Raw genomic sequence first — 17,621 nt, 5'->3', positions numbered from 1 at the left:
CCGCCACGAGCGCAAGCCCGAGCACTTCCTCGCCTTCACAGCCATCGCCACCAGCCTCATCAACTACCAGCGACTCACCAAGTGAAACGAGGTCTAAGTACATACCGTTCGAGCTCGTCGATGATGTGCTCGAGCAGACCAGGATGCGGCAGCAGGCCGTGCAGCCGGTTCGCGACCCGGGTGGCCTCGCCGGCCAGGTCGCCGTCGAAGCCCACGATCATCTCCAGCTCGGCGATCTTCTCGTCCTCGCCGTCGATCGCCCGCAGCGTATGCGGCATCACGCGGGCCGCGTCCGCGATGATGAACGCGTCCTTCGCGTCCGTCTTGGCCTCGCCCGGATAGAGGTCGGTGATCCGCCGCATCGTCAGGCCGGGCAGGTAGGAGCTTGGGTTCGGTGTTGGGCAGGCGCTTGTCGAACGTCTTCTTCCCGGCCGGGGTGACGGCGGTGACATGGTGTTCGCCCTTGCCGACGTCCATGCCGAGGAAGATGTCGATGCCGCCGGTGTCGATCACGTGCCAGCCCCTCCATCACGCTTTCGTCCGGCCTTGCCAGGGCACCGAGCTGCCACATCCACGTTACGGAGAGCCCTTCTGATCTTGCGTGAAGCCGGTGCTCAAGCCCCTCATCAGCGGTCCGTCGATGCCTCCGGACCCGGTGACACCACCCCCGGATCATCAACAACAGGAGGGGAAGTCATGCCGGAACCGAAGGCCGGAGGCCCCATTGCGGAGCCACGAAAAAGGTAACCCGGGGGGCGAGCCTCATCAAACAGACCACCGCAGTAGGCGAACCGCCCTCAACCCGAAGATCCGGGCTGAACAATCTGAGTCCAGAATACTCAACCTACCCCACTCAATAGACCCTACACTTTCCCCACATGTGAACGCACTCCATCTTCGGATGGAGCGCTCGCCAATGAGAGTTGGCCTGATCAAGACACCCAACCGCCTGTCCGGAAACCTGATCAGGCTTCCTTCAAGTTTTGGTTTCACACCTAGGAGTGGAGCGATCTTTCATGAGTAATTCGGAAACCAGTATTCGCAAGAGATCTCTGATTGGCGCCGTTGTACTTTCCCTTGGCTCTGTCGGGGCGCTGCTGGCCAATTCAGGGCAGGCTGCCGCGTCAGCACCCTGTCTTTCGCAGGGAAACGCCACGTGCGAGATTGAGATGTACGCAGGGGGGACCTACCCTGGGAGGTTGGCGGTGGTTGCAGCGATATGTCCGCCCGGATATCCTTACGCCCTTGAGTACAAGCACGAGATGCCTGGTTGGGTAGGCACACCCCCAGAGCTCACGGAGGCGACAGTGTGGCCGGGGGTGGGCCCGAGCAACCCGGGAACGTTCAGGATTTCCGCCCTCAACCCAGAGGGCAGTAAGCAACTACTCACCCTGAAGGTCACCATGACCTGCGGAGCGTCCCGCCCCTAAACTGAGACTCTTGCCAGTCTCAGGAGGAGAGCATCAATAGGGATCTTCAGCGTCGCCGCTCGAGGGTGAGAACGGCTTTGGTGATTGACGTGAATCGGTTGGGCTGATCCGGTCTTTGCGGAAGATCCGCCATGCCTTGAGTCGGGCGAAGGCCCGCTCGACGGGGAAGCGGAGTCGGGCGTGTGCTCGGTTAGCGGCTGCCTGTCTGGGTGTGAGGGGGCGTCCGAGGTGGCGTTTGAACGGCACCTGGAACGTTCCGCCGGCCCCGGCGTAGGCCTTGTCGGCGGGTGCGGGGATCCGAGGACGTTCGCAGGTCGTGACGATGCGGTGTGTGCGGGCGGCGGTGATGGCGGCCATACGTCCGGGCGGGGCGGGTGAGAGCCACGGGAGCCCGCCCTCCGCAGTGATGACCCGCGGGTTCACACCCTCGTGGCGGACCTTGCCGGAGAGGTGTCCTCCGGCACCGGCCCGGCCGGTCTCCGCGACGGTACTGTCCGGCGGCATGTAGCCGTCGGCGTGGTCCCGTGAGCGCTTCCGACAGCACCGGGGCCGCTTCGGCGAGTCGCCCGGCCGTGCCGTTCACGCGGCGCCAGCGCCGTGGCCACGCCGGTCCGGAAGCCAGCCGCGAGTTGTCCGGAGGCGCCGTGCTCGCGCGGGCAGACCAGCGTGCACCGGGCCCGGTCGTCCGTACGCGGCTGCGGGCGCGGTCATCGCCGCACCCGACGATCACCATCGTCACGAATCCTATGGCAGCGACTCACAGAAGGCCCGGCTTTCAGGAAACCGCGCGCACCGTGGACGCGATCGGTGACAAGGCTGCCAACATCCTCGCGAGGATACGATCAGCTGCCCGCTGAACATTTCCCGGCGGCAGGTGTGCCGACATTTCTACGATATTCAAAGTACAGCTGAGTGCTCTGCATGCAGCCACCAGCACTTTGACATATTCGTCGCGCCGAAGTACCCCTTCATCTATGCGGCGCAGAATGCGCAGGAACCAGGCGGTTACCGGCCCTCGGTCTACCACTTCTTTGAGATGCTTTTGGATCAGTCCGTTCAGATCGCCGTAGAATATCCGTACTACAGCATCGGAGTTCCGCGGGGTATAGCGGGCGACAGAAAGAGCTTTCAGGATGGGCACCGCCCATTCACGCAGCGTCTGTTCAGCCGGCTGACATAGCAAGACGCGAGAATGGACAATTCCAAGAAGATTGTTAGCTTCACCAATGTTTCTGACCATCGGCCTCTCACCGTGTCCTTCGCATCCTGACGCGAAAGGCGTCTTGTAGCCATGCGCCCCCAGGATTTTCGCTGGGAAGTTTCTTCGAGAGTTGCCGCTGGCTGCCTCCCGTTCATGAGTAGCTCTCACTCAAAGCCCTCAAAGTTCTTTGATCAACTACGGCGCGTCTCAGCATGGGAGGGGCGCACCACGCGTCTTGGGGTGCCGCTGTCATCGTGGACGCCAGTGCGCCAAGCGCCGCCGCGAACGACCCTCCCGGCGGGTGACCCGGAAGAGGACGCCGGTCCGCGTGGCCGTCGGGGGGCCGGTATCCGCTGGTGGCGCTGGTGTGAGCTGCGGCCCGCGCGGTCGCGGCGGGAGCGCGTTCGTACACCGTCCGCCGGGAAATCGAACGCCCGCGCTCCAACGGTCCGCCGGTACGGAGCGTGACCGTCCCGCGCGGCTGGCGGCGGACGGCGGGAGCGCCCAGGGTACACGCGGACCGGTGCGCGGCCCGCGGTCCGCCCCGCTGACGGTCATCGGCCAGGACGACCAGGTCAAAGCCCGGCCGCGTATCCCCGGCAGGACTGGTGAGGTCCCCTGTTTCGCGCGGGGTCCCCGGCCCGCTGGGCACCGGAGGCACCCTGGGTGAGCGCGGACGCACCGCACAGACAGCGCCCGGCTCCCGGCCGGGGGCGGGAAGGCCCACCGCTCGCTCACCGTCAAGCTCAGCCAGCAACGCACAAAGCCCCGTGCCGTTGGGGAAGGCGTTCAAAGTGTCAACCCGCCGGTACAGGAGCCTCGTTGGTTTCCTACCCCGCCGCACTCGACCTTCCGCATGCCCTCGTCGAGTGGGTCACGATTCTCGTCACCGCCCGTGAGGGTGACCGCAGGTGCAAATTCCTGCCGCACCAGCGCGCGCTTGTCGCTCTGGTGTACCTCCGGCCGCCCGACACCTCACCCGGATCTCGGCCGGTTTCGGAATATCCGTCGGCACCGCCAGCGCATATGTCACCACCGGGACTGGACTGCCAGCCGTTCGGGCCCCGGGCCTGCTCAAGACGCTGCGGAAGCCTGATCCGGAATTCGTCCTGCTGGTCGGGACCATAGCCGAGTACGACCGCGTCGGCGACAGCCCGGCCGACTATTCGGCCGGGCAGGGCGGGCAAGATCCATACCAGCATGCCGTCCGGAGCGATCACCACCCGCGGGTTCACCCCATGCCGGCGGCGCTTTCCCGAATACCGGCACGGCCGTCACCGGTCGGGGCGGACTCGGCAAGCGCCCCGTCGAGCAGGACGCAGCGGGCGTCGGCCGCTCTCAGGACCGCCGTCAGACCGGATGCGAGTCCGGCCAGGTGACCGACAACGGCATGAACGTAGGCGTGAGGGGAGCCCAGAGTGAGAGAGCTCCCGCAAGGCGTCATTCTTCCGCAGGTACACCAGCACGGCCAGGGCGGGCCCGGAGGCGACAACCGGCAGCGTCGGCCACCCTCCCGGGTGACGGTCAGCATCGTGACCCACTCCGCCAGGCCATGAGGGACTTCGAGTACGGCACGATAGGGAACCAACAGAGCCCCAAAGATGAAGAGTTGAGCGTAGGCATCTTGCTCACCAGCCCTGGGGCTCCGCCCCTTCCGTACTCACCACACGTCACCCGACCAGTGGCCGCACTGAACAAGCTCAATCACACACCAGCTCGCAAGGAAGGTCAGTGCGGGCCAGGAGATACGAGCCGTACCTCCCTGCCGGCGCTCCGTCGATAGCCGTCATAGCGTAGACGGAGTCTCGACAATCCCGGGGAAGCTGAGCAACTGGCGTATACCTTTCTTTAGTTCCGCCACAGAGAGTTGCTGCTCCACAGAAAGGTGGTGGATCAGGCAGGGAGAAAAGAGCGCTAGAAGGAGGTGGGCAAGGAGAGCGGCGTTGGCGCCGGGGCGGGCTTGGCTATTCAGCAGAGTCAGGTGGCTATGCATGGCAACGTACGCGCCGCTAGCGTATTGCGCGCCCGGACCAGCCTTTTGCGCGGCAAGGCGGATTGCACGCTGCTCCACTACGTGGTCAACAAGAGCGTCGAGGAACACGTGTTGACGCTGTGTGGCAGCGGCGCCCGGGCGTGGCGACGGACCGCTCAGATACTCCTCCTGGAATTGGCGATCTTGCTCGTCGAGCAGTGCCCACAGCAGCTGTGCCAGGTCACCGAAGTGCCGGTAGACGGTCCCCACGCCGATGCCGCTCGCTTGCGCGACCTGGTTCATGGTCATGGTTTCGGGTCCATGCCCATCCACAATCTGGGCTGCGGTATCAAGAATCTTGCGGCGGTTGCGGGCCGCATCGGCCCGCGCTGAGGCTCGCCGTCCAGCGGTAGAAGGCGCACTAGTAGGCTGCGGGTCCCGCATGCTCATCTCTTGCCTCCTGAACTGTGTTCGTTGGTTACGTGGCCGGAGTACCGCCGTGCGGGGCCGTCGCGGTCATCGAGGGCTATAGAGAGCTCGGGAGGATACGCTGCATTGCGGCGGTTCAGGTGGCGAGAGTAAGATCTACTTAAACTGCCGAGAGAACGCTGAGCTTGTACGTGTGGCCACTGATCGGGTGATGTAACGGGCGAGGCCCTCGGGTTGTTGAGCGGGATGTCTGGCGTCCGCGGCTCTTCGGTTCGTGGGCCTCGTGGTTTGTGTATCGTGCTGGACTCGATGTCCCGCGTGTCCTGGTGGGGTGGGTCATGGCGCTGATCGTCTCCCGGGAGGGTGTCCCGCGGGTGCCGGCTGTCACCGTCTCCGGGCGTGCCCTGGCCGCGCTCGTGTTATCCGCGCGGGAGTGACACGCTGCGGCGGCTCGCGGCGGGTTCTGGGATGAACGCGCGGGTCATCGCCCGCCCGGACGCACACCGCTGTGGTTCTCCCGTGCGACGCCCGGCCGGACTCACGACCTGACCGCGGCCCGAGCCCACGGCATCATCCAAGCCTGCCTCACCCGGCAGATCCTCGTCCTAGCCGACCGGGCCTATCAGGGCGCCGGCGTCACCGTCCGCACCCGTACAAGAACCACCGTGAACAGCCCGAGCACTACCAGCGGTTCAACCGAGACCACGCCCGCCTCAGAGCGCCCGGTGAACGCGCCTTCGCACAGCTGAAGTCCCGGCGGCCACTCCGGCGAGCCAGATGCTCCACCCGCCGCATCAGCACCATCATCCAAGCCGTCCACACGCTGCTGACCTGCAACTATCCAGGATGAAAGAGGCTCACTGACAGCCTCCACGAAACATAGATCAAATAGAGACGGGAATAACGGTGAATCGATCACCGGGTGGACGGCAGTCGGATCGCAGACTCTGCCCGGCCAAGCGTATCCGAGGCAGCGATGAGACCACCTCCTCCAGAGCTATTCGAACGCTCGCTCGAGTCAGAGGAGAGCAAAGTCTTGAGTATGGGCTAGCCGTAAAGGCGAGAGGGTGATTGGGCATCCGCCTCAGAGAGAACACATCAGGACGAACCCAGAATCGCGGGTCCCGATTGGCGAGCCCTTGAATCAAAAGGATGGACTCGCCGGCTCTAATTTCACAGCCGCCAATATCTACATTCTCTAGAGCAACCCTTGGCGCCGAGTATTCAAAATCGCCAAGGCGCAAAATTTCCTCAACCGCAGCGGGTATCAATCTGACATCACGCAAGATTTCGGCGAACTGCCCCGGCCGCTCAAGCAGCATCAGCGTGCCCGTGGTGAGTACCGAAGAAACGGCAGCATAGGCCGAGCACGCTGCGGTTACAATGCTTCGCGCAGCCGACTCCTCATTGCAATGGTGGGGCAGTTGCTCGCTACAGGAAATGCATCCGATATTCCCTCTGGTAGCGAGATACTGAGCCGATACCTCAACAAGCGTTCGGTAGGACGCCCCTTCGCGAAGGGACAGGTCACGCGACCAATTAATCAGGTGTCTCGAGGTTCCACGAGGAAGCTTCAAGACATGGCAGACGACATCCGCAGCAAACCGCTCAGAGAAGTCTCTCCTGAAGTCTACTGAATCAAGGAGACGGAGCCTTTGAATTTCGCGACGTGCAATCCTCCTGATCCAGGGGCCTTCTATTTTGGTCCGCCACGGCGAGAGCATAGGCATCAGGGGTTCAAAGCAAAGGGGAGCATCTTGAACCGGAGGGATAGTCCATTGGTCGGCCGAGGCCGCCAATGCCGAAAGGCCGCCACAGTGATCCTTTAGGTATCGAACAGGAGAAAACTTGAAGCGAGTATCCTGGAGCGCGATCCGGACATCGGAATTTCGCGAGACTACCCAACTGCAGAGCTCAGTGGAGTAGTACGGTTCCTGGTGAATTACGGAAATCGCTGCGCGGTGGGCCATGGGGACACCTCCCGGAAGACTGAACGTTCTGGGAGCCGATCATCTGCAGCACAAGGCAGCACCGCATGAGTACCAGGTGCCTATCGTCACGGGCTCTATGAAATCCCGGATCCGGCGCGATGGGCGGGCCTTGGGGTCGGCTGATGGCCTGTTCGACCGGGGAGCTCGAGTGTTGGGTATGTATTCGATTGGCGGCGGTGCTGAGGTGTCCGGGGTGGCGTTTGAGGGGAACGTGGAAGCTTCCGTCGGCCCCGCCGGTAGCACGGGTGGGTACCGGATCGGTTCGTCTGCGGGACCGGTGATGGCCTGGATGCTTGCTACGTGCTACCGGGCCCCACCCGGGTAGTCTCCGTACGCGGCCATGCCCGGTTCGTACTCGGCAGTGGCGCCGGCCAGCAGGACATCCGCGGGCTTCCGTCCGCCGCAAGGCCCTACGTGTCGGCACAACGCTGTCGAGCGAGAAGTCCCATCACACTCTGTACGCAGGCGTGGCTCCTGCCCTCGCTAACCCGAAAGCCCGCGGCAACCTTCGCGCACGCCGCCACAACGCCTCGATACGCCGTGGCAAGACGGCACCGACCAATCCTCAGAACTTCCAACTCCAGGGGAGGTTCACCGAAACCAATCCACTTCTTCACTTTTATTCGCTTTTATACCAACTGTAAGGAGCGGAGCCCGGAACTGTGATCTCGAGTGTGGCCGGATTGGTTTCCCCGTGATAGATGTAGCTCCTTTTTCCTGAAATCTCGGGGTCATTTAGCTCTCCACCTGAAAGCGCTTTGTCTGCGACATTTCCCGGGTTGGAGTCATAGAATCTCTTGCGACCCTTGACGGGGTGAAAGGTGAAGGTTCCATCTTCGTTGAAGGTAACGAATCCTTCACAGTCAATGAGCTCTTCATAGAGGTTCAGGGCATACTCGTACCGATAGAATTTCGCCGCACCGTCCTCCTTGAAGATCATCACCTCTCGGGTTGGTATTGCATTTCGGCCAGCATAGTATCCTTCGCGATAATTTTCCCATAGCGTTAGATCGATAGCACCGCTCCCCCAGGTTCCGACGAGCTCGCTGGGGACCTTTCCCCCCAGGGGGGACGCCGAAGCGTCTCCTTGGGGGCCATTCCCATCCCTGCAGCCAGCCACTCCCAGCATGATCATTACGATGATTGGAAACGTGATTCTCTTCATTTTCTCCCCGATTTAGAATCTTCACTTGGAAGGCCGAAAATAGCTCGCGTAATGGCCTATCTGCGGCCCTACACTTCGAACAACGGGTGGTCCCAAGTCCTGGCATACTCTCCATATCTACAGCCACTACCGCTTCGACACCACACTCCCCTGACACCCGCCCATCAGCCGTGTCAAAAATTCTGCGGTCAATACACACCTAGGCGCTTCTGACAAATAGCTTCAAACGCCCGCAGCCATCCTCGTAATGGACGTACTTGGATGGGTCCGAAGAACGCAGCGAGTGGGTGTGCCGGATGTCGCACGCCAGGCGGGACTTGTCGGGGTGTTGTGGGCTGAGCCTGTGCGTGTGGCGTTCACAGGCCTGCGGGTGCGGCAGCTCGAGCGACTGAAGGTCGTACAGGAACAAGGCGGAAACGGGTCGGGTGACAGCGGTCCATGTGCCTACCGCTGGCCGATTGGGTGCCGCTGGTGGCCTACCGCCATACGAACCCCACGATGCGGCATTTCGCCCGCTCTTCGACTCTCGCCGGCGACGGTCTGCCAGATGCCCAGCGGTTGAGTGCTCATCACGATCGAGTGGGCCTCACACATCAGTGACGCAATCCACCCCGGTAGCGCCTGCCGCAGCCCCCTTTAAAGCAGACCAACATCAAGACCAAACGCCGGACCGATATTGTCCAGGCCTTCCCCGACCCCGACGCCTTCGAACATCTCACCGCCGCCAAGCTCACCGAGATGCACGACGAGCGGATCGCCGCCCTTACCCCTCCCCGAAATCAGCACTACATGGGACGTTACCCGAGGCCGACAGAGGACGGATTGCCCGTCGTGCTGGAGCGGTGAGCCCGAATGCCGGTCCGAAAATGGCGGCTCAGCGCCGTTATGGCGCACGGTGCCTATGCGTCACGTGCCATCCTGGAAGCAGGTAGGAGGACCCTAGCCGAGTTCTCCTTTCGGAACTCCCCTAAAAACCACTTAGAGCCTATTCGAAGCAGCCGATCCTGCGCCCAAGAAGGGCTGAGTATACGCCTTCGGACGGAGACCAGCCGTGAGACGTACTCAACCAAGCATAAGGAAACTCGAGCAACGAATCCGGCTCAAGATGACTCGCGTCCTGCCGAACTCTTTGCGCCTGCCGAACCTGCCAGTACCTCATGCGCACTCCCGCTCTTCTCCGTGCGGTGGTCAGTGAGAGTGAGGCCTGCTCCCGTAGGCACGGCGACGGCGACATCTGTCGCCGGCAATAATCTTTCGCATGTTCTGCCTCTCGCAATTGGCACGCACGTTCGACGTGGTGCCAGGATCTTCCAGACGGGAGACCGGCCCCGCCGGACATTACGGTATTGCCGCCGCAGGGCAACGCCATGAGTATCGTGTACTCCTGGCGATCTGCAGGGTTGAAACAGCTAGGCTCTGTCCGGCGGATCATGGCCGGAGCCATAAGCGGATCGCCGCGATGGCGACGGTTCCGTGGAAGACGTAGGCCCTCTTGTCGTAGCGGGTGGCGACGGCCCGGGAGTTCTTGAGCCGGTTGATCGTGCGCTCGACCTCGTTGCGGCGCTTGTGGATCTCGCTGTCGAAGCCGGTGGGCCGGCCGCCCTTGCAGCCGCGTCGTCTGCGGTTGGCCCGCTAGTCCTTCGGCTCGGGAATGTGTGTTTGATCTGGCGTCTTCGCGGATAGCGGCGGTTGCGGCGCGAGCTGTATGCCTTGTCGCCGCCCAGGTGGTCCGGCCGGGTGCGAGGTGATCGCCCTGCGGACGGGGAACGCGGATCCGTTCGAGGACCTCGATCACCTGCGGCGCGTCGCCCCACTGGCCGGGCGTGAGGAGGAAGGCCATCGGCCTGCGGCCGCCCCCACCCGCGAGATGGATCTTGCAGGTCAAGCCGCCCCCGGACCGTCCGAGTCCTTCATCGGGGCGGTGGTGCCGGGGCGTTGTTCCTCTTTCGGGACGCGCGGCTTCTTCTTGCGGGCGCCGGCCGCGTCCTGGTGGGCGCGGCAGGACGTCGAGTCGGCGCTGACCATGCTCGAGTCGATCCGGCCCGCGAGGTCGGCGTCAGCCTGGACGGCACGCAGGATCCGGGTCCCACGTGCCCTCGGCCGACCAGCGCCGGTGCCGTTCGTAGACGGCTTCCAGCCAAAACGCGGGGGGAAGGTCCCGCCACGGTATGCCGGTCAGGACCCGGAACAAGATGCCGTTGATCACCTTGCGGTGGTCGTTCCACCACCCGCCACGCAGTCCGAACGCCGGCAAGTGCGGCTCCAGCCGGACCCACTCGGCATTCGTCAGATCACCCCGCCCCATCCCGGACACAACGAGCTAACAGTCCGACAGTCACATGATCCGCCGGACACTGCCTAGTCGGCAGGTGCTGTGACGGGCTGGGACCACTCCTCGCCGTGGTGATTGCGCCGGGAACCGGTGGTCGGAGACGTCCGCCAGTTCCTCATCCTTCCCTGACTGATCATTTCAGAATGAGGTTCGGAGTCCTCTCAAGCTGATGATGCCGCAGGCGAGTTGGAGCAGTCCGAGGTGGAGGTTGGCTCGTATCTCGTATTGGGTGCGGCAGCGTTTCAACTGGTGAAGCCAGGCGAAGGGGCGCTCGACGACCCACCGTGTCCTGCCCAGGACGGATACGTGGGCGGTGCCCTTGCGGGCGATCTTCGGGGTGATGCCGCGGGTCCCGGAGCAGAGGTCGATGCTTGCCATAGTCGTGGCCACAGTCGTCGAACAGCCGGCCACATCGGTGGCGCGGGCGGACGCGCCGCCCGCGGAAGCGGGGCATCGCGTCAAGCAACAGGATTAGCTGGGTGGTTCGTCCCGGTTTCCGCTAGTCAGCGACGCGGCGAGAGGTGTTCCGTGCCGGTCGGTGATCAGGTGGTGCTTGCTGCCCGGACGTGCGCGTTCGACCGGCGGAGGTCCGGTGTGAGCCCCCTACCTTCAAGGCCCGCACGTGAGAGTTGTCGGTGGCGGCCTCGTCCATGTCCAACAGCCCTGCGGAGCTCTGCCAGGAGGGCCTCGTGCAGCCGAGGCCACACGCCAGCCTCGGTCCAGTCCCAGCCGCCGCCAGCACGTCACCCCGCTGCAGCCGATCTTCGCGGTCGGCAGGTCCGCCCAGGTCACTCCTGGGCGCAGCGCACAGACGATCCCGCGTAAGGCTGAACAGTCATCCACCGGCAACCGGCCCGGGATACCGCCGACGCCACGGTGGGTGAGGAGGGGGCGGCAGAGCAACGCGTTCCACAGGTCGCCCTGCACAAGATCATGATGTACACGCAGAACCTGCCTCCCGCCACCCCAACTGCCAAGTCTTGAAGCGAACTCATTCTGAATCGATTAGTAGAATTGTTGCAGCGGGCTTCGGGTCGGGCGTCTTTTACCCGCACTGGGTTCGGTAGAGATCTCGGATGTTGGTTGTGATCTGGGGTTTCGTGGTTGCCCGGTTCTCGTATTCGACGGACGATGTGGCCTGTCTCACGGTGGAGTTGTCGGTGGTTGTACCAGTCGGCGTACTCGGCGGTGGCGGGCTCGGCGTCGGACATCGTCTTCCATGGCCGTCGGGGCTTGATCAGCGCGGTCTCGAACAGGCCGGTCGTGCTCTCCATAGGTGCGTTGTCGCAGGCGTCGCCGGCCGGGCCGGTCGATGCGGCAACGCCGGCCGCGTCCAGGTGCTCGGCGGGCCGGAAACTCGTGTATCACGCCCCGGCATCGCAGTGAGGGTCAACTGTCCCGGCTGTATGGGGTGCTTGCCAGACCGCCATCCCTCCGGGCGTCGAGCGCGAGAACGCTCTCCTTCACGGTGGCCGCGGACCAGCCGGCGATCCGGCGGGAGACGGTGTCCCCGGCGAACGCCACGTGGACGGCGCCGGCCCGGGTCTTCATATGGGTGAGGTCCGCGGCCCGGCGGCGGTTCGGGGCGCCGGCGGCGAGTATCCCGGTCCGAGAGGTCAGGAGTCCACCCGGCCTGCCGCCGAGAAGCGTGGTGATCATCCGCCTGCCGCGGACCGCTCCGGCGATACAGAGTTCGCGCGTCAGGCGTTCGGCGGTGCGGCGGGCCGCCTGGTGACCCCGCTGGTTCAGCTGCCGCCAGACCTTCCCCGCCTCGTGGACACGGTGGCTGGCGTCGCGGACGTGCTGGATCAGCTCCTTCGGCCCGCCGTCCCGCGCGATCCTGGCGGACGGCGCGGCCTGGCGCTCGTGGCGGGTGGAGGGGGCGATCGCGCGTCGTCACCACGCGGCAGACCGGCTCTACACCGCCGAAGCGACCCTCACACTCGTCGGCGAACGCTACGAGCGCGTGTGCGGCCGGCCGGGCCCGGCCGCGAGGAAGGACGCCGCTTTCATCGCGGTCCACCCGGTGTCGCGGCCGGCCACACCCCGGCGGCCATCCGCACCCCACGACGGCGCGGCTCAAGCAGGTACTGGGAAGGACGTGCCATGACCCGATCCTCTCAATAATCGAGTCCCTACCGAACCCGGTGCGGTTCAATGACAGCATTGGCCCGATCCTCCTCTTCACGGTGCGCCTAGTGAAGAGGCCGGTACTCTCGGTCGTTGTGTGCCGATTACTCAAGCAGATTCACCAGAGCTCTGGGAATTCTTGAGCATAGGTTGTCCCAGCCTGACCGAAGTTCCCTCATGGCGACAACCTCCACTCATGGTAGGCGCTGGCGGTCTGCTGCTTGCCAGGACCATTCGCCCCCGCCGGGCTGGCCCCAACATTGCGGCTCAAGAAACCGGCCCGTTGGGAGAATGGCGACTCACTGGAAGACCTGAGAAGTCCCGCCGCAGACACAGATTTCCCTCCAACTCCCATGGAACGACTGGTCGGAACCCGAGGTAGGCAGTCACCCTCAAAAGCCCTGGCACAAGGCTGCTCCGGCATCCCTATCCAGTCCCCACACCCAGCCACGACGAACACACATCAGGTAAACACAATGGCCGTGAAGCCCCAACGCCCCGACTTGGATCCCGTCTCAGGCCGGCGCCTCCCGTACTACCTCTCCGGGCTTGCGTCGCTCACCGAGTGGCACCAGCAAGCAGGATGCCGCGGTCTCGATACAGAGATCTTCTTCCCAACAACCAAGGGTGAGAACTCTCAAGCACAGGCCATATGCGCCTCGTGCCCCGTGACCCACGCATGCCGTTCCCACGCAGAGTCGATGCCCGAAGCGTTCGGGATCTGGGGCGGCCGCACCGCACGGGAACGTGGCTATGACTCTCGCGGGAAACGCACAGCAGGAGCTGCCGAGCAGCCTTGCTGACCCAGGCCAAGGAACCACAGCACTCGACTCGGGGAGCGGTTACGCGAAGACGACCTCACTGACGGCGACTCCACCCTCCCCTATCGGTTGCCTGCAGCAACGATTTGCCACCACCGCATCGCCGTCATGGACTCGACCCCTAGCGAACTCAACCCCTAGCGCATCCTCATCTGTTTCAGGCTCCGCACCCACCATCGACGCCCCATCAAATGAACCGGCTGGGATCCAGTACTGCCGAGACACCTTCCCTTAGCTCGTAGCACCTCGTCGTGTCGCATCGCCTGTCCCGCACCCGGCAGGACGGAAAATGGAGGCCAGGATCCAAGGCGAGCGGACCCTGATCAGACAGGCTCCGGTGACGACCGCGCGGCTCACCGCCGCGGGCGGGTGCGATGCATCCACAGCATGCGGTGGGTGCTTCAGCACGGCCCATATTGTTGCCCGAGAACGAAAAAGGGGCGTCTGCCGTCGCAGGGGGAGCGAGGTCGGAGAGCAGGCTACTCTGCGTCGATTCCGTGCGAGAGTGCGTGGATCGGGCAATAAGCCCAGGGAGGGCACGTCCTCGGGCCGACCGGTGAACCCAAGCTGCCAGAGGTTCGGCTCGGCGGTCTGTGGAGCACCCTCCTTTGGGCTCACCCAGGGCGGCGAGGCGACAGCTGTGTGCGGGCGGTGACGATGTGGAGTCGCGTGACAGCCAGGTCGCTCCGTTCGGGCCTGACGCCGTGAGGCGCCTCGTGGTGGCGGCCGGGCCAGCGCCCTGCCATCTGGTGTGCGTCCTGCGCGAAGGCGCCGGTTCTCACTCCCGCCATTCCCATTCGGAGAGTTCGTAGAGGTCCAGGGCATAGAGGGAGATCTCGGTAGAGGCCCCGGCGGGGTTGATCACGCTGAGCTGGCCGCCACCAGTGCGTTTCATGATCTTCAGTACCTGCCCCGGGGCGGCGCCGGACTCGGACCCGCCATGACGTTCGTCGCGCAGCACCCATGTCTGCCCGCATTCCGCGAGTATCCAGGGGTCCCCCTCAGTGATCGCGCGGTGCACCACCCGGCGGGCTACATCAGCGGGGAGCCGGTCTTGGTGGATCAAACTTACGAATCGCCTGGCGATGAACCTGTGCCGGCGGTGCCGGCCGATAAGCCGGTCGAGCGTCGTGGTGGACATCGCTGTCTCCGTGGGTGTGGGGCTGGTGCCCCGCGGTGGCATCCAGGAAGGTGGAAGTGTCCGTGGCAGACCAAGCTGGAAGCGGATGCCCGGTGCCTTTGGCCAAAGCTCAGTGGGTTGTCGCACGATTCGCTGCCGAGACTCCGATCGAGAACACTGTGAAAGGCCGCGCGGTACAGGCACCCCTTGTGAGGGCTGGACGATGCCGTGATGGTCGTGGCCGTCAGTCGTCCTGCAACCAGCCTGTGGGCAAATGCGGCAGGAAGTATGAGTAATCAGTACTCCGGTTGCACAATTCGGCAAGAAATGCGCGTCAGGCGCCATCCGCCAAGCCGGAGTGCCGCGTGGCAGACCCGTGGCCGAACGTCGCTCCGGCGAGCTCGGGTATAACTGAGCAGCTTTTACTCAGGCCGTCGGTAAATCCTGAGAAAGGATTAAAGAGAGGCATCTGAAGATCTGGGTGAGTACTGGAGACATGAGGGATCTGGGTGAGTGCGATGCGTGACTGGCGAGCGGCTGCCAACTGCGCCGTGTCAGGAGTCGATCCTGAAATCTTCTTTCCCTCTGCCGAGTTCTCGCGGCGCGGATGGGATCAGCGAGCGAAGCAGGTGTGCTACGGCTGCACAGTGCAACGAGAATGCTTCGAGGCCGCCATGAGCCAAGGGACCACGGATGGAGTCTGGGGAGGCCTCACAGGATCGGAGCGGCACGCCTTGGGCGGTGCCAGGCCACAGCGATCCCGAAAAGCTCGCCAGTTTACCACAATCGAGTGACAGAGCGTCAAAGATCTCCCCTAAGCGAATTCACCTTCGCCTAGCGAAGGATCATAGGCTCCGGAGCGAGGATGGCTCTTTCCGTGGACGTGAATCGATTGGTACTGCGACGGGCCTTGTGGAGGACGCGCCTTGTCTTGATCCGTGCGTTCGCTCTCTCAGCCGACCGTCGGAGCGGATAGTGCCCGGTTGGCGGACTTCTGTGTGGTGGTGATGCTCTTGCTCACACCGACGTGGGTCAGCACGGTGTGTTCGGAACGCTGCGCTTCGATAGTGACGGCGCACACGACGGGCCTCTGGCGAGTCGCCCCGGATGTACCCGCCCGCGTGAGGATGGTCGCGGCTGCGGGTGTCGCCGAGGTGCTTGGCCCGTACGAGGGGGGCGAGCTGGCCCGGGTTCATCTCGGGCACGACGATCTTCTCGTACCGCCTCAGGACCTCACCCAGGTTCTTCGGGAGGGGGTTGAGGTGCCGCAGGTGCGCCTGGGCGATGGGGCGGCCGGCCCGCCGCAGCTGGCGGTGATCGGCCCGCAGCTGGAACCCCAGCCGAGCACCAGGGTGTTCACACCGTCCGGGTCGCCGACCTCGACGTCGGGCACCTCGATGCCGTCGATCTTGGCCTTGGCATGGAGGGTCCGCACACTGAGGCGTCGGCAATGGCGAAGTCGCCCTATCCCAGCCCCGGTCAGTGCCTCGTGCGGGCTCGGTGCCGTCGTGGCGAGCACTCCCAGGGGCTCGTCGGTATTGCGTCAGCTGTCGCAGGTCGAGTCGCCAAACCTAGCCGCAAGCCGGGCGAGCGGCGACTGCTGGAAGCAGCAACTCAACCGCCCCTACCGCAAGTTCAGTGCACGCCCCCTGCGCGTAGGCACTGCCAACAGAACCCCCGGGTTGTTGGCGGAATCGAGTGCAAGTCAACACCGCCAACCACCCGACTGGCTCGGCACCGAGGCCATCGTCCTACTGGAGCCCCCGCTGCGACTGCACCAGTCACTCCCGCCCCGGCAGTAGGTGTGCTCTCCACGCACCTATCAACAATCCAACGAGTCTGGTCCTCGTCGCCCTCCCTCCCCAGGAGGAGAGCGACGAGGACTCACCGGTGGACGAACGGGGGGGAACACCACCGGAAGGTGTCAGCGCCCAGAGGCTTAGCGCTGCACCCAGGCAAGAGTTGATCACATGGGCGCCACACGGGGCTTGAGCAAAAGTGACTCAGCAATACCAGCGGGGGGATGACGTCTCTGCTCTTGCGCTACCGGAACTTCAGCCGCGCTCACGTCCCCTTCCGCACATGCGGCGAACGCGCCTTCGCCCGACTCCCGCGGGGGCGGCGGGCCCCGCTCACCCTCACCCATCTCCGCGACGGTCATCCGTGCGCCCGGCTCGCGGCCGGGTTCGGGATCGCCACCACCACTGCCCGCCGCCGCGTCGCCGAGGCTGCCGACGTCCCGGCCGCCCCCGACGAGGCGGTCCGGGCGGCGCCGCCGAAGGCGTTCGCCTCGCCGGACGGGACACCACCGCCGACCGACCGCATCGCCGCCGGCCGTTCTGCCCGGCCAAACACAAGAAACACGGGGCGAACGCGCGGGCCGTCGCCGATCCGCTCGGCCGGCCGCGGAGCGGGGGATGCATGCGGCCTCGATGGCGAGGGGGCGCTGGCGGGAGGGCAAGGACCTCCCGCCGGGCAGACGCCGTCTCTCCACGGCCTACGACCCGACGCCCGCTTCGGCGTGAAGCGGGGATCGGGGTGGTGCGGCTGCGAGACCCACCTGTCCGGGACCTGCGAGCCGGACGCCCCGCACCTGATCACCCAGGTGATCACCACGGACGCGACGGCCGCCTGGCACCGAAGTCACCGGGACCGTCCATCGTGGCCTGGTCGCACGGGAGTTACTGCCAGCCGAGCATGCCGTCGATGCCGGCTACGTCCACCGCCGCACACATCGTCGCGGCCCAGGACCGGTACGGCATCGAACCGCTGGGACCGGTCGGGCTGGACACACACCACGAGAACCATCGGGGCGAACACTTCGCGTAGAGCGCGTCCACATCGACTGGCAGACCCGCGCGGTCACCTGTCCCCAGGGGAAGACCAGCGTCAGCTGGTCTTCCCAGCGCAAGAGCAGCGGAACTCCCCTCGCACGGGTGCACTTCACGACCCAGGACCGCGGCAGTTGCCCCGTGCGCGAGAAGCGCACCACAGCGACGGATGGTAAGTGGGCCGCAGTCTGACCCCCGC

General features: G+C 64.6%; 10 protein-coding genes and 8 pseudogenes. 5 read left to right on the top strand and 13 right to left on the bottom strand.

Features of this window, described 5'->3' with window-relative positions:
• Window positions 1-149: 149 nt before the first annotated feature.
• The 3 genes and pseudogenes from AB0M18_RS32905 to AB0M18_RS32895 all read right to left on the bottom strand — a co-directional run.
• Window positions 150-477: pseudogene (locus AB0M18_RS32905) on the bottom strand (IS110 family transposase); the annotation flags it as partial.
• 986 nt (window positions 478-1,463) lie between these two features.
• Complete coding sequence (locus tag AB0M18_RS32900; protein ID WP_365764516.1) at window positions 1,464-1,934, bottom strand: transposase family protein; 471 nt, start codon at window positions 1,932-1,934, stop codon at window positions 1,464-1,466.
• A gap of 271 nt (window positions 1,935-2,205) precedes the next feature.
• Window positions 2,206-2,670 carry a hypothetical protein gene (locus AB0M18_RS32895; RefSeq protein ID WP_365764514.1) on the bottom strand — a complete coding sequence of 155 codons (465 nt, stop codon included), beginning with the start codon at window positions 2,668-2,670 and terminating at the stop codon, window positions 2,206-2,208.
• A 783-nt stretch (window positions 2,671-3,453) separates the two neighbouring features.
• Here AB0M18_RS32895 and AB0M18_RS32890 point away from each other — a divergent pair.
• Window positions 3,454-3,803: pseudogene (locus tag AB0M18_RS32890) on the top strand (transposase family protein); the annotation flags it as partial.
• On the opposite strand, the pseudogene AB0M18_RS32885 reads toward AB0M18_RS32890, so the two are convergent.
• Window positions 3,795-3,893, bottom strand: a pseudogene (locus AB0M18_RS32885) (IS5/IS1182 family transposase); the annotation flags it as partial. The pseudogenes AB0M18_RS32890 and AB0M18_RS32885 overlap by 9 nt on opposite strands.
• Window positions 3,894-4,417: 524 nt before the next feature.
• Complete coding sequence (locus tag AB0M18_RS32880) at window positions 4,418-5,047, bottom strand: TetR/AcrR family transcriptional regulator (RefSeq protein WP_365764526.1); 630 nt, start codon at window positions 5,045-5,047, stop codon at window positions 4,418-4,420.
• Between the two features lie 470 nt (window positions 5,048-5,517).
• Between AB0M18_RS32880 and AB0M18_RS32875 the strand changes: the two are divergent.
• Window positions 5,518-5,882, top strand: a pseudogene (locus AB0M18_RS32875) (transposase family protein); the annotation flags it as partial.
• A 34-nt stretch (window positions 5,883-5,916) separates the two neighbouring features.
• On the opposite strand, the gene AB0M18_RS32870 reads toward AB0M18_RS32875, so the two are convergent.
• The 6 genes and pseudogenes from AB0M18_RS32870 to AB0M18_RS32845 all read right to left on the bottom strand — a co-directional run bounded on the left by AB0M18_RS32870 (window position 5,917) and on the right by AB0M18_RS32845 (window position 12,179).
• Window positions 5,917-6,354, bottom strand: a complete 438-nt coding sequence (locus tag AB0M18_RS32870; RefSeq protein WP_365764512.1) for a cytochrome P450 — start codon at window positions 6,352-6,354, stop codon at window positions 5,917-5,919.
• A gap of 1,288 nt (window positions 6,355-7,642) precedes the next feature.
• Window positions 7,643-8,188 (bottom strand): hypothetical protein, encoded by a 546-nt coding sequence (locus AB0M18_RS32865; RefSeq protein ID WP_365764510.1) that lies wholly within the window; start codon window positions 8,186-8,188, stop codon window positions 7,643-7,645.
• 1,428 nt (window positions 8,189-9,616) lie between these two features.
• Window positions 9,617-10,493 (bottom strand): annotated as a pseudogene (locus AB0M18_RS32860) (IS5 family transposase).
• A 165-nt stretch (window positions 10,494-10,658) separates the two neighbouring features.
• Window positions 10,659-11,378: pseudogene (locus AB0M18_RS32855) on the bottom strand (IS5 family transposase); the annotation flags it as partial.
• Complete coding sequence (locus AB0M18_RS32850; protein WP_365764524.1) at window positions 11,309-11,857, bottom strand: integrase core domain-containing protein; 549 nt, start codon at window positions 11,855-11,857, stop codon at window positions 11,309-11,311. The pseudogene AB0M18_RS32855 and the gene AB0M18_RS32850, both read right to left, overlap by 70 nt.
• Before the next feature lie 52 nt (window positions 11,858-11,909).
• A complete protein-coding gene (locus tag AB0M18_RS32845) occupies window positions 11,910-12,179 on the bottom strand; it encodes a hypothetical protein (protein WP_365764508.1) in 270 nt (89 codons plus the stop codon).
• An 824-nt stretch (window positions 12,180-13,003) separates the two neighbouring features.
• Here AB0M18_RS32845 and AB0M18_RS32840 point away from each other — a divergent pair.
• Window positions 13,004-13,453: a WhiB family transcriptional regulator gene (locus tag AB0M18_RS32840; RefSeq protein ID WP_365764506.1), complete on the top strand. Its 450-nt coding sequence runs from the start codon at window positions 13,004-13,006 to the stop codon at window positions 13,451-13,453.
• Window positions 13,454-14,249: 796 nt separating this feature from the next.
• Here the strand turns inward: AB0M18_RS32840 and AB0M18_RS32835 are convergent.
• Complete coding sequence (locus AB0M18_RS32835) at window positions 14,250-14,612, bottom strand: hypothetical protein (RefSeq protein ID WP_365764504.1); 363 nt, start codon at window positions 14,610-14,612, stop codon at window positions 14,250-14,252.
• A gap of 497 nt (window positions 14,613-15,109) precedes the next feature.
• Here AB0M18_RS32835 and AB0M18_RS32830 point away from each other — a divergent pair, with 497 nt between their 5' ends.
• Window positions 15,110-15,385: a WhiB family transcriptional regulator gene (locus AB0M18_RS32830; protein WP_365764522.1), complete on the top strand. Its 276-nt coding sequence runs from the start codon at window positions 15,110-15,112 to the stop codon at window positions 15,383-15,385.
• A 351-nt stretch (window positions 15,386-15,736) separates the two neighbouring features.
• Here AB0M18_RS32830 and AB0M18_RS32825 read toward each other — a convergent pair.
• A pseudogene (locus tag AB0M18_RS32825) lies at window positions 15,737-16,026 on the bottom strand (2-oxoglutarate ferredoxin oxidoreductase subunit alpha); the annotation flags it as partial.
• A 642-nt stretch (window positions 16,027-16,668) separates the two neighbouring features.
• Here AB0M18_RS32825 and AB0M18_RS32820 point away from each other — a divergent pair.
• Window positions 16,669-16,994, top strand: a pseudogene (locus AB0M18_RS32820) (IS5/IS1182 family transposase); the annotation flags it as partial.
• Between the last annotated feature and the right edge of the window lie 627 nt (window positions 16,995-17,621).

The organism is Streptomyces sp. NPDC051909 (assembly GCF_040681095.1).
Lineage (GTDB): Bacteria > Actinomycetota > Actinomycetes > Streptomycetales > Streptomycetaceae > Streptomyces.
This window is presented reverse-complemented; position numbering and strand designations above follow the sequence as displayed.

Bases quoted from the DNA above. Each gene is read 5' to 3' on its own strand.
- AB0M18_RS32895 (WP_365764514.1), bottom strand. From the start codon at position 2,670: ATGGTCAGAAACATTGGTGAAGCTAACAATCTTCTTGGAATTGTCCAT.
- AB0M18_RS32845 (WP_365764508.1), bottom strand. From the start codon at position 12,179: ATGATCACCACGCTTCTCGGCGGCAGGCCGGGTGGACTCCTGACCTCT.
- AB0M18_RS32900 (WP_365764516.1), bottom strand. From the start codon at position 1,934: ATGCCGCCGGACAGTACCGTCGCGGAGACCGGCCGGGCCGGTGCCGGA.
- AB0M18_RS32840 (WP_365764506.1), top strand. From the start codon at position 13,004: ATGGAACGACTGGTCGGAACCCGAGGTAGGCAGTCACCCTCAAAAGCC.
- AB0M18_RS32835 (WP_365764504.1), bottom strand. From the start codon at position 14,612: ATGTCCACCACGACGCTCGACCGGCTTATCGGCCGGCACCGCCGGCAC.
- AB0M18_RS32870 (WP_365764512.1), bottom strand. From the start codon at position 6,354: ATGCTGCTTGAGCGGCCGGGGCAGTTCGCCGAAATCTTGCGTGATGTC.
- AB0M18_RS32880 (WP_365764526.1), bottom strand. From the start codon at position 5,047: ATGCGGGACCCGCAGCCTACTAGTGCGCCTTCTACCGCTGGACGGCGA.
- AB0M18_RS32830 (WP_365764522.1), top strand. From the start codon at position 15,110: ATGCGTGACTGGCGAGCGGCTGCCAACTGCGCCGTGTCAGGAGTCGAT.
- AB0M18_RS32865 (WP_365764510.1), bottom strand. From the start codon at position 8,188: ATGAAGAGAATCACGTTTCCAATCATCGTAATGATCATGCTGGGAGTG.